The 12064-nt window shown below is 70.0% G+C and carries 8 protein-coding genes; 4 read left to right on the plus strand and 4 right to left on the minus strand.

Features of this window, described 5'->3' with window-relative positions; translation table 11 throughout:
- Positions 1-11 precede the first annotated feature (11 nt).
- Both ACWEN6_RS08265 and ACWEN6_RS08270 read right to left on the minus strand, forming a co-directional pair.
- Positions 12-1385 carry an ABC transporter substrate-binding protein gene (locus tag ACWEN6_RS08265; RefSeq protein WP_354920413.1) on the minus strand — a complete coding sequence of 458 codons (1374 nt, stop codon included), beginning with the start codon at positions 1383-1385 and terminating at the stop codon, positions 12-14.
- Positions 1386-1766: 381 nt separating this feature from the next.
- Positions 1767-2954, minus strand: coding sequence for a LacI family DNA-binding transcriptional regulator (locus ACWEN6_RS08270; protein ID WP_452569565.1), 1188 nt, complete (start codon positions 2952-2954; stop codon positions 1767-1769).
- A gap of 263 nt (positions 2955-3217) precedes the next feature.
- Here ACWEN6_RS08270 and ACWEN6_RS08275 point away from each other — a divergent pair, with 263 nt between their 5' ends.
- The gene (locus ACWEN6_RS08275) at positions 3218-6097 is read left to right on the plus strand and encodes a galactose-binding domain-containing protein (RefSeq protein WP_452569566.1); all 2880 of its coding nucleotides are present in this window, start codon (positions 3218-3220) and stop codon (positions 6095-6097) included.
- A 423-nt stretch (positions 6098-6520) separates the two neighbouring features.
- Here the strand turns inward: ACWEN6_RS08275 and ACWEN6_RS08280 are convergent, their stop codons facing one another.
- The gene (locus ACWEN6_RS08280) at positions 6521-6808 is read right to left on the minus strand and encodes a Fe-S cluster assembly protein HesB (RefSeq protein WP_452569567.1); all 288 of its coding nucleotides are present in this window, start codon (positions 6806-6808) and stop codon (positions 6521-6523) included.
- Between the two features lie 258 nt (positions 6809-7066).
- Here ACWEN6_RS08280 and ACWEN6_RS08285 point away from each other — a divergent pair, with 258 nt between their 5' ends.
- Entirely contained in the window at positions 7067-8014 is a 948-nt protein-coding gene (locus tag ACWEN6_RS08285; protein WP_452569568.1) for an endonuclease/exonuclease/phosphatase family protein, read from the plus strand.
- 30 nt (positions 8015-8044) lie between these two features.
- Here the strand turns inward: ACWEN6_RS08285 and ACWEN6_RS08290 are convergent, their stop codons facing one another.
- Positions 8045-9832, minus strand: a complete 1788-nt coding sequence (locus tag ACWEN6_RS08290; RefSeq protein ID WP_452569569.1) for an SUMF1/EgtB/PvdO family nonheme iron enzyme — start codon at positions 9830-9832, stop codon at positions 8045-8047.
- A 377-nt stretch (positions 9833-10209) separates the two neighbouring features.
- Here ACWEN6_RS08290 and ACWEN6_RS08295 point away from each other — a divergent pair, with 377 nt between their 5' ends.
- Both ACWEN6_RS08295 and ACWEN6_RS08300 read left to right on the plus strand, forming a co-directional pair.
- Positions 10210-11037: a M55 family metallopeptidase gene (locus tag ACWEN6_RS08295; protein WP_452569570.1), complete on the plus strand. Its 828-nt coding sequence runs from the start codon at positions 10210-10212 to the stop codon at positions 11035-11037.
- A 149-nt stretch (positions 11038-11186) separates the two neighbouring features.
- Positions 11187-11957, plus strand: a complete 771-nt coding sequence (locus ACWEN6_RS08300; RefSeq protein ID WP_452569571.1) for a type 1 glutamine amidotransferase — start codon at positions 11187-11189, stop codon at positions 11955-11957.
- The last annotated feature ends 107 nt before the right edge of the window (positions 11958-12064 follow it).

The raw sequence follows: 12064 nt of genomic DNA on the forward strand, positions 1-12064 counted from the left end.
GCGGGCCAAGGTCAGCTCGACTTGGCCAGGATGTTGTTGACCTTCTTCTCCGCGTCGGACAGAAGCTGGTCGACGTTGGCGTCCTGCCTGGTCAGCACCGCCGACATCGCCGTGTCCAGCACCGCGTAGATCTCCTGGGCCTTCGGCGGCTCCAGCTTGAACTGGACCGCGGAGTTGGCGTCGATGTAGGGCTGGAAGTGCTCGACGGGGATCGTCGCGAACTGCTTGCGCAGCTCCAGGATCTTCTTACCGGGCTCGGTGTCGCCGAACAGGTCGATGTCGGGGAGTCCGACCGGCAGCCCGTCGGCCTTGGCGCGCTCGAAGTTGAACTGGCCCTGGCCGGGGGTCAGGAACTTGTACTCCAGCCACTGCAGGCCGGCCTTGATCTGGTCGGGGGTGGCCTTGGGGTTGAACATGTAGCCGTCGCCGCCGCTGAGGGAGGTGGTGGCCTCCGGCATGCCCGCCACGCCGTAGTCGTCGAACTTGCCCTTGAAGGTGTTGTTGACCTCCTTGACCACGTCCGGGGCGCCGATCATCATGCCCAGCTTGCCGCTGCCCATCATGCGCATGAGGTCCTCCCAGCGCAGCAGCTGCTTGGTGCCCATGCTGTCGTCGGTCCAGCGCATCTGCTTGAGGTTCTCCAGCACCGCCTTGCCCTGCGGGCTGTTGAAGGCGGCCTTCTTGCCGTCGGGGGTGACGACGTCGCCGCCGCGGCCGTAGATGGAGGAGGTGAAGTGCCAGCCGCCGGTGTTGCCCGCACTGTACTCGCCGTACCCGACGTAGCCGGGCCCGAGCGCCGCGATCTTCTTGGCCGCGGCCTGCACGTCGGTCCAGGTCTTGGGCGGCTGGTCGGGGTCCAGCCCGGCCTGGGTGAACAGCTTGCGGTTGTAGACCAGGCCCGTCGAGTAGTTGACCCTCGGAAGGCCGAAGATCTTCTCGCCGCTCTTGAAGACGCTGATGACGTCGGGGCGGATGTTCTTCAGCGCGGGGACGCTGTCGAGGTAGGGCGTGATGTCCGCGGCCTGACCGGCGGCGATGATCTTCTGGACGTCGGTGTAGTAGACGTAGAAGAGGTCCTCCATCTCCCCGCCGGCCAGCTTGGCCTGGAAGGTCTCGGGGACGATGCACGGGAAGGCGTCCTTGCCCTCCACCGTGATGTTCGGGTGCAGCTTCTGGAACGCCGCGACGTCCGCGTCCCACTGGGCCGCTTCCTTCGGGTTGTTCTTCGGGGGCTTGCAGCCGACCGTGATCGTCACGGGGGCGTTGGCGGCCGCTGAGCCCTGCGACGACTTCGCGTCAGGGGTTGTGCCGGCGTCGCTGCCGCATCCGGCGGCGGCGAGCGCGATCCCTGCGCTCAGCAGGATCGCAAGGTTGCGGGGTTTCATGGATGTTCCCTCCTGGACTGCCCCCGACTACGAGGCCCAAGTTCTGGTACAGCTTCGTGAACCGGTTGGGAGCAACATATAGAGGCGGACATATCCCAGCAAGAGTCATATGCCCCCGATGCAAAAAAGTGACAGTGCCGCCTCTGGCAACATCCTTGTCACCTTGACGTCACACCGATCCAGTGCCTCAACGCGAGGACGGACGAAGGTGGGCGCGGCGGTGGGTGTTCACGCCGACCGGAGTGACCCCTGCGTTCGCCGGGCGCCGCTCTTCACTCCGGGCATGTGCCGGAGGTTATCGGCGCCGGGTCGGCGGGTCGTGGTACGGCGATGCCGGCGCCGCTCACGGCGCCTGGCCGGGGCGTCCAGTGCGAAGGCGCGCTAATCGCGCGTCTTGGCCGGGCCGGTGGAGCCGCGCACGACCAGCTCGGGCTCGAACAGCAACTCCTCGGCGGTCACCGAGCCGCCGTCGATCTGGTTGACCAGCAGCGTGACCGCCGTCCTGCCGATGGCCTCGATGGGCTGGCGCACGGTGGTCAGCGGCGGATTGGTGCAGTTCATGAAGGCCGAGTCGTCGTAGCCGACCACCGAGACGTCGTCGGGCACGGACATGCCGAGCCGGCGCACCGCGCGCAGCACGCCGAGCGCGAGCACGTCGCTGGCGCAGATGATGCCGGTGATGCCGTTCTTGACCAGCCGGGTCGCCACGGCCTGGCCGCCCTCCAGGGAGAACAGGCTGTGCTCTATGGTGTCGCGGCCCGCCTCCAGCCCGGCCCGGCGCGCCTCGGCCTGGAACGCGGCGAGCTTCCTGCGAGAGGGGACGTGGTCGCGCGGCCCGAGGACCATGCCGATGCGCGTGTGCCCGAGCGAGGTCAGGTGGCCGAAAGCCTGCTCCACCGCGACCACGTCATCGGTCGCCAGGCACGGGAAGCTCAGCTCGCCGATCGCCGCGTTGACCAGCACGGCCGGCAGGCGGCGGTCGAGCAGGCGCAGGTAGTGCTCGTGCGGCGCGTCGGCCTCCATGTAGTGCCCGCCGGCGAAGACCATGCCCGAGACCTGCTGCTCCAGCAGCATCTCGACGTAGTCGGCCTCCGACAGCCCGCCCGCCGTCCGGGTGCACAGCACGGGGGTGAAGCCGCGCTGGGCGAGCGCGCCGCCGACCACCTCGGCCAGCGCGGGAAAGATCGGGTTGCCCAGCTCGGGCAGCACCAGGCCCACCAGGCGGGCCCGCTCACCGCGCAACTGCGTCGGCCGTTCGTACCCGAGCACGTCGAGCGCGGTGAGCACTGCGGCCCGGGTGGTGTCGGAGACGCCGGGCTTGCCGTTGAGGACCCGGCTGACCGTCGCCTCGCTCACCCCCACCTTGCGGGCGACCTCGGCGAGGCGGCGGGTCGTCGCGCGGGAGGCCGCGCCGCCGGCCGCGCGCGACCCCGCGCCGTCGGACCGCCGCGCCGCCGCGGCGCCGCCCGGACGAGCGGCGGCGCCGTCGAGCGGGACGGGCTTTCCCCCGTCGGTGGGGCGGGCGGCGGGGCCGCCCTTCGGACGGGATGCCGCATCGTCGCTTGTCACGGTCGCAAATATACGTCAGTCGTCTGCAAACGGTTTGCGGCGGGTGGGGGAAGAGCGTCCCGGAGGGTCCCGGGTGTCCTTCCTGGGGCCGAATCTCCCGGCGAATGCCGTGACACAGTCGTAACATTGCAGGCTTTAGTCAGAACATTGCGGTTATCTGTCTGTCATCTTATGGTGTGGGCAGTTCCGCCGGGCAAGCGACGGTCCGCGCGTCCCTGACCGCGAAACGTCCCGGCTCTTCGCTTCCGCAGAAGGGTCCGCCGATGAAGAAAACGGGCAGGCTGCGCGCCTGGACGATCGCCACCACCGTGGCACTGGCGGCGGGGACGTTGTCGGTCCCGCTGTTGTCACCCGGTGCCGTGGCCGCCACGGCGGTGGACACCCCCTGGGACTTCGCCGGGCGCGGCGCCACCGTTCCTTTCACCGAGTTCGAAGCCGAGGACTCCGCGCACGCCGCCACCAACGGCCAGGTGATCGGGCCCGACCGGGTCTACACCCACCTGCCGTCCGAGGCGTCGGGCCGCCGAGCCGTGACCCTCGACGCCTCGGGCGAGTACGTGGAGTTCACCCTCACCAAGCCCGCCAACGCGATGGTGGTGCGCTACAGCGTCCCGGACAACGCGGCCGGGACCGGGCAGGACACCACCGCCGACGTGCGGGTCAACGGCGCCCATCTGAAGGACCTGCCGCTCACCTCCCGGTACGGCTGGTACTACGGCGGCTACCCCTTCGGCAACAACCCCGGCGCGGGCAACCCGCACCACTTCTACGACGAGGCCCGCACCAGGTTCGGCTCGACGCTGGCCGCCGGGACCAAGGTGCGCGTCCAGCACACCGGCGGCATCCCGATCACCGTGGACCTGGCCGACTTCGAGGCCGTCCCGGCGGCCATCGGCCGCCCGTCGGGGTCGCTGTCGGTGGACGACTTCGGCGCCGCGCGCAACTCGGCGACCGACTCCACCGCCGCCTTCCAGGCCGCCGTGGACGCGGGCAAGGCCCAGGGCAAGGTGGTCTACATCCCCGAGGGGACCTACACCCTGTGGGACCACGTGGTCGTCGACGGCGTCACCCTGGCCGGGGCCGGGCCCTGGTACAGCGTGCTGACCGGCAGGCATCCCACCCAGCGCAACCGCGCGGTGGGCGTCTACGGCAAGTACGTCGCCGGAGGGGGGTACACCGGCCCGGTGCGCGCGCACGAGGCCGGCGGGCCCAGCCGCGACGTCACGCTGCGGGACTTCGCCATCATCGGCGAGATCACCGAACGCGTCGACGAGGACCAGGTCAACGCCCTCGGGGGCGCCATGACCAACTCGGTCGTGGACAACGTGTGGATGCAGCACACCAAGGTCGGCGCCTGGATGGACGGCCCGATGGACGGCTTCACCATCAGGAACAGCCGCATCCTCGACCAGACCGCCGACGGGGTGAACTTCCACACCGGGGTCACGAACTCGACGGTGACCAACACCTTCGTCCGCAACACCGGCGACGACGGGCTCGCGATGTGGCCGGACCGGGTGGCCAACGTGAACGACAGCTTCACCCACAACACCGTGGTCGCGCCGGTGCTCGCCAACAACATCGTCACCTACGGCGGGCGGGACATCAAGATCACCGACAACGTGGTGACCGACACCGTGACCAACGGCGGCGGCATCCACGTCGCCAACCGCTACCCGGGGGTCAACTCCGGGTCGGGCACGGCGGTGGCGGGCACGCACACCGTGGCGCGCAACACCCTGCTGCGGGCGGGCAACTCCGACTACAACTGGAACTTCGGCGTCGGCGCCATCTGGTTCGACGCGCTCAACGAACCGGTCAACGCGACGATCAACGTCACCGACACCGACATCCTCGACAGCTCGTACGCGGCGATCCACTTCATCGAGGGCAGCACGCAGACCGTCAACTTCTCAGGCGTCCGGGTGGACGGCACGGGCACCTACATGATCCAGGCGCAGGCGGCGGCCAGGACGACGTTCACCAACGTCAGCGCCGCGCACATCGGGGCCGGGGTCAGCGTGCACAACTGCGTCGGCAGCGGCTTCTCCATCACCCAGGGCGGCGGCAACACCGGGTGGAGCCCCACCTCGACGTTCTGCGGCGGCTGGCCGGCCCCGAACTACATCTACCCGGGCGGCGGTGGCAACACCACGCCCAGCCCGACCCCGACCGGCCCGACCCCGACGCCCACTCCCACCCCGACCCCGACGCCCACCCCGACGCCGACGCCCACCCCGTGCGCGCCCGGCACCGGCGACCTGGCGCGGGGCAAGGCGGTCACCGCCACCGGACAGGTGCAGAACTACGCCCCCGCCAACACCGTCGACGGCAACGCCGACACCTACTGGGAGAGCCCGGGCAACGCCTGGCCGCAGTCCATCACCGTCGACCTGTGCGCGGTCGCCTCGGTCAACCGCGTGACGCTCAAGCTGCCTCCGGCGGCGGCCTGGGCCGCCCGCACGCAGACGGTCGCGGTGCAGGGCTCGGCGGACGGCGGCGCCTTCACCACCCTGTCGGCGGCGGCGGGCCGCGCGTTCGACCCGGCGTCGGGCAACACGGCGACGGTGTCCTTCACCCCGGCGAACCTCCGGTACCTCCGGCTGACCTTCACCGGCAACACCGGCTGGCCGGCCGCCCAGCTGTCCTCCTTCGAGGTGTACGGCGGGCCCGCCGCCACGCCGACCCCGACCCCGACGCCCACTCCCACCCCGACCCCGCCGGCGGGCAACCTGGCCCGGGGGAAGGCGACCAGCGAGAGCGGGCACGCGGACGTGTACGGCTCGGCCAACGTGGTGGACGGCAACACCGGCACCTACTGGGAGAGCGTGAACAACGCCTGGCCGCAGTCGGTCACCGTCGACCTCGGCGCCGCCTACAGCGTCGGCAGGGTCGTGCTGAAGCTGCCCCCGTCGGCGTCCTGGGCGACCCGCGGCCAGACCGTGGCGGTGCTCGGCTCCACCGACGGGTCCACGTTCGGCACCCTGGCCGGCCCGGCCGCCTACACCTTCGACCCGGCCACCGGCAACACCGTGACGATCACCTTCCCGGCCGCCAACCGGCGCCACCTGCGACTGACCTTCACCGGGAACACCGGCTGGCCGGCCGGGCAACTGTCGGAGTTCGAGGTCTACTCCTCCTAGGAGGGGAACCCGGTACGGGGGGCGCCCCCGAGCGACGCCCCCCGCGCCGGCCCGAGACCGGGGGCCTCGGTGGCAGGGGGACGCACCTGCCACCGAGGCCCCCACCATCCGGCGACGGCTCCCGATGATCAGCCGGAGGTCTTCTCTCGGCGCCCGGCCCGTCAGAGGGCCGGGACGATCGCCGGCCGCCCGGCGGGCCCGGTGACCGTGCTCCGCCCGGACGGGGACGCGACTCCTTTCGAAAGTTACGGAGCATCACCGAAAGGGACAAGCCCATGGTTCGGGGAGCGGACTGGAGCCGATAGGGCACAACCCGGCCGTTCATGCGAACGCACAGGTCGGAAAGGGTGGCAGGTCGATACCCCGCGCGTGACCGTCCGGCCTGCGGGTGAAAGTTTCGGGGTCGGCTGGCGCGCCGAACGGTCAGGCGGGCTGGTCCTCGACGTGGAAGGAGATGCCCCCCTGGTCGTCGATGTTGGCGTCCAGCGCCTTGTCGTCGAGCACGGTGGCGGCCACCGGGTCGAGGTAGACCTTGGCCCCTTCGCTCTCGACGACCTTGTCGGAGTTCTCGGGCCCGTCGGCGACCGACAGCATCAGCGAGCCGGCGTCCTCGCCCTGCGAGGAGATGCGGATGCCCTTGTCGGTCGCCTCGCCCGACTGGGTGTTGAGGTCACGGATCACCTTGGCGGCGGTCTCTGTCAGCGTGAGCATTGGGCCTCCTCGAGAGGGCCGAGTTGGGTTACCCGCCCCATGCCCGATTTGCGTGATATGAACCGTATGGTCGGTTCCTTGGGTCGAATCCTGGTCGCGCGAACCGATGGCCAAGCGGTGCGACAGCGGTCATAGTGGAGCGGCGGGCGACGGTCGCCGGAGCCCGCGATCACTGGGGAGGGGTCCGGTTCCCGCCTGCGCCACGGGGGTGAGCGCGCCACGGGAACGCTCCCGTCCGCGTTCACAACGGGAGCGGTCATGGTCGTCGTCAGCACGTGGAACCTGGAGAACCTCTACCGGCCCGGCGGGGAGTTCGGCCCCCGCGACGAGGCCGCGTACAAGGCGAAGATCTCGGCGCTGGCCGCCACCCTCGGCGGCATCGCCCCCGACGTGCTCGGCGTCCAGGAGGTCGGCGACCCCGCGGCGCTGGCCGACCTGACGGAGGCGCTCGGCGGCGAGTGGCACACCGTCCTGTCCCAGCACCCGGACGCCCGCGGCATCCGCGTCGGCGTGCTCAGCCGCCTCCCGCTCACCGTCGTGGAGGACGTCGCCGCGTTCACCTCGCCGCTGGCCGCCGTGCAGAGCGCCGACACCGGGCCCGCGACCGCCCAGACCAGCCGCGGCATGCTCGCCGTGCGGGTCGAGCCCGGCCCGGGCGCGACGCTCGCCGTCGCGGTCTGCCACCTGAAGTCCAAGCTGCTGAGCTTCCCCGGCGGCCGGTTCGCGGCCCGCGACGAGGGCGAGCGCGCCCGGTACGGCGCCTACGCCCTGTACCGGCGGGCCGCCGAGGCCACCACCCTGCGCGGCCTGGCCGACCGGCTCGTCGGCGGCCACGGGCAGGACCGGCCGGTGGTCGTCCTCGGCGACTTCAACGACGAGCCGCAGGCGGCCACCACGCAGATCGTCCTCGGTCCGCCCGGGTCCGAGCTCGGCACGGCCGGGGCGCTGCGCCCGGACAAGGGGGACGCCTGGCGGCTGTGGAACCTCGCGACGCTGATCCCCGAGGCCGAGCGCTTCTCCCGCGTCCACAACGGCCGCGGAGAGCTCATCGACCACATCCTGGCCAGCCGGGCCCTCATCGAACGAGTCGCCGAGATCCGCTCCGTGGTCGGCCACGGCCTGCCCTCGGTCACCGAGGACCCGACCCCACGCCGCGACGCCGCCGACTCCGACCACGCTCCGATCGTCGCCCACTTCGACGTCTGAATCCCAGTACACCTCAGGGCCCCCGTGACGTCATGGTCGTCGACCGGGATCGCGTTGGCCGGACGCTGACGGCTCCAGCGACTCGCCACCGTCGTCAACCCGCTGGAAACCGGCGACTTCTTCGCCGTCGATCTCAGGCAGCGGTTCTTCGCTGGTGCGTCGAAACGCCTCCTGCGCGACCCAGCGCTTCTCGGCGTCCTCGATGTCGATCTGAACGAGCCGCACACCCACGTTGCCTCTGCTGAAGGAGCTCTGAGTGAGATGTCGTAAGCGGAGGCAGGAAGCGTGGCCCGCCAGAGACTTGAAGCTTTCTCCTGCCAACCGGTACTCAGCACGCCTGCTCGGTTCCCTGCACCACTCGACGATCTCGTGAACGTTGCCGCAACAGTCGTCAATGCCATGTCGCGAGCGTCCCCCTGGCAGTGTCCCCACCGGTTGCAGCCGCCCCTCCTCTTCCCGGGAGTAGGTGAGATTCGCCCGAAGCGGGTCCGCCGGCTCCGAGCCCCAGGGGAAGAGGCGGTCTTCACATCCCGCCAGCGTGATCCATTCGGCGGCGGTTGGCAGAGCCCACATCTTTCCCGACTGGTAGGCCTTCTTATTGCACTGGACGAGCAATCTCGTCAGGGTCTCGGTCAACGCCTCTTCTGGCGCGGGTCGCTCCAGCTCGATGACGTAGGGATAACTGGCCCGGCCCTCCGCCAGTTCCAGACCATCCAGCAGGCGAACGGCATCGCCCATGGTCAGGGGGTACGCTGCGGCCGCGAAGGGATAGTCGCACAGGTCGCCGCCCGGGACGGATTTCAGTCTGCCGACGAAATCGTATCCATCGGACCGATGGTATGTCCGGGTGAGGCTGCGGAGTCTGCCGAAATGGTGTCGCATCTGGGGTGTTGCCTCGTCGGTCAGCTTGCGTTCCTCGTCACCGAGGGCCCGGTGGAGCTTTTCGCGCAGAACTTGATCGTCGCGAACGACCTCGAAGAGCAATCCCGTGACCGAGGAGAAGCGGCTGGCGGAGTTGTCGGCCTTCTTCACGATGTCTTCGACCATCTGCTCGATCGGCCAGGCCGTGCGCGTTTCGCAGGAGGCCCGCCGCAGGAGATCGAGGAGAGCCACCCAGGTCATGCGCAGCTGCGTCTTCCGGGCCTGATTCTTGGTCTTGAGAATCTTCTGACTCTGCTCGATGAGCCACAACCGCGAGCCTGGATCTTGCTTGGCCGGATGCAGGACCATGTCCGCGGCGAGCACGGCCAGAAAGTCCGCTATGGAGGTGACGCGCACACCATGCCGGTGAAAGCGGGTCACCGCCTCCACGACGCCGCCTCCGGCTATGAAGGTCTCGAGGATCGCGAGCACGTTCCCCAGCGCGTCAGCGTCGAGTGACTTGCGATCTCCTCGGAGGATGTGGGCGGGCGCGGAATGGAACTTCATGTCGTAGCGGTCCAGCAGATGCTTCAGACGGATGCTCAAGTCAGGCTCGTCGCTCGCGGCGACCGCGGGCGGCCGCAGGTTTCGGGCTTCCACTAGGCCCCAGGTCGCTCCCCACTGCTCTGCGACGGCTTCGGACTCTCCGCAGGCGATCACGAAGTAATAGAGCCCGTCACGATTCGGATAGCGGTGCCCTTTGAGGTAGTCGTGGAGTGAGGAGGAGGAATACTTTCCGCCGGTCCGGCGGGCCATCTCCCGCACAGACGGTTTCCCTTTGAGGGCGTGCAGGCGGCGCAGGTGGACCTGCAGGTCCTCCTTTGTAGTGACGGAGGCCAAATCGAAATCGTCAGCTTCCGTGGGACGACCACGGGCCGTCCAGTTTTGTCCAGACATGTCACGGCAGCGTAGTAGAACGGCCAGCTGCTGTCCCGGGATGTCCGAGCATCTACTGGACATTGTCCCCATCGGGTCTTCTGGATACGCATCACCCGAGATCGAGGAGACTCCAATGAACGAGGTTTGTCGCCACGCCAAGCGGTACTGGCGTATCCGTATCGTCCTGGAATTCGTGAAGACGGCGCTCTGGGCTGTTCTCCAGATCGTCTGGCACTCGTAGCCCTGACGGTTCACCTTGTGGGTGAGCTCTGGCCGGAGTTTCAACCGGCTAGAGCCCACCCGGAGGCGAGTAGGGGCGAGGTGATCTCAGGCGGTCACCGAGGTAGAGGTGCTTGATCCATTCGAGTCCGGTGTCGCTGTAGGCTCCGTGGTTCATGAAGGTGCTGATCTCCGTCGACATGGAGGGCATCTCGGGGGTCGTGCATCCCGCCGAGACCAACCCGGACCGCTACGACTACGAGCGCGGCAGGGCCTTGATGACCGCCGAGGCGAACGCCGTGATCGCCGGAGTCCTGGACGCCGAACCCGACGCCGTGGTGTGGGTCGCCGACGCCCACGGGCCGTTCCGCAACATCCATCCCGAGAAACTCGACCGGCGGGCCCGCCTGGTCCGCGGCAAGCCGCGTCCGCAGGGCATGCTCGGCGCGCTCGACGACCACACCGACGCCGCCCTGTTCATCGGCTACCACGCCCGCGCCGGTGGTGGCCCGGCCGTGCTGTCGCACACCATGAGCGGCGACATCCTCGACGTGCGCGTGAACGGGCGCCCCATGGGGGAGATCGGGCTCAACGCCGCCATGGCCGGGCATCTGGGCGTGCCCGTCGTGATGCTCAGCGGCGACGACACCGCCTGCGCCGAGCTCGGAGAGCTGGTCCCCTCGGCCGTCACCGTCGCGGTCAAACAGGCTCTCGGCCAATCCGCCGCCATCGCCCTGCACCCGGGGGAGGCCCGGGAGCGGCTGCGCCGGGCCGCCGCCGAGGCGATCACCGGGCGTGCGCGGGTCGCGCCCCTGAGCATCGCCGGACCGATCGACGTCGAGGTCGACCTCTACAGCCCGATCACGGTCGACCTGGCGACGCTCGTGCCGGGCGTCTCCCGCGCCGCGGGCGGCCGTACGGTGACCTTCACCGCCGCGGACTTCGCCGGCGCCTACCGACTGGTCCTGCTGCTGGTGCAACTCGCCACCATCAAGCCCGCCTGACCCCCCAGACCGTGGGCCGATCGCGAACCGCCGCGGACTTCACCGGCACACACCGGCCGGTCCTGCCGCTCGCCACCGTGGAGCCCCCTCCAGGGCGTCCGCCCCGGCCGGTGGGGTGGGGTGGGGAGGCGGCGGTAGCATCGGTGCCCATGTCGCAGGTGCCAAATGTGCTGGTCGTGCAGCACGGTGAGAACGGCGGCCCCGGCCGCTTCGGTGAGTGGCTGGGGGAGGCCGGCGTCGCGGTGCAGGTCGTCACCGCGTTCGACGGCTCCGCCGTCCCCGGGCGGCTCGCCCACGACGGGCTGATCGTGCTCGGCGGCGGCTACATGCCCGACGACGACGAGAAGGCGCCTTGGCTGCCCGCCACCCGCTCCCTGGTCGAGCAGGCCCTGCGCGGGTCGGTGCCGATGTTCGGCGTCTGCCTCGGCGGCCAGATGCTCGCCGCGGTGGCCGGAGGCAAGGTCCAGGCCGACGTGGGGGCGCCCGAGCACGGCAGCACCGCCGTCACCATCAGGCCCGAGGCCGCGGACGACCCGCTGTTCCACGGCCTGCCCGATGTCGTCCCCGCGATCGAGCACCATGTCGACGCGATCACCGGCCTGCCGCCGGGCGCCGTATGGCTGGCCGAGACCGCCAGATGCCCCTACCAGGCCTTCCGGGTGGGCCCGCGCGCCTGGGGCGTGCAGTTCCACCCCGAGGTCACCCCCCAGCGCATCCGCCAGTGGAACGGCGAGGAGCTGCGAGGCCAGGGGTTCGACCGGGAGGAGCTGTACGCGACGGCCGTCGCCGACGAGCCGGCCTCCGCCGCGGCCTGGCACGCGGTGGCGCGGCGCTTCGCCTCCATCGTGCGCGACCGGCACCGGGGTACCGTCCGGCCCCGGGCGTCCGCCGTCGCACCGCGGGAAGAAGATCACGGGTAAATGCTTTGCGGCGGTGGGAGGGCCCGGATACGTTCTGCGAACCGCGCATGATCACTCATGGGCCGACCCGAACCCCTCTCGTACGCCCTTCCCACGACGGAGACCCC

It is taken from the genome of Sphaerisporangium sp. NPDC004334 (genome assembly GCF_053602655.1).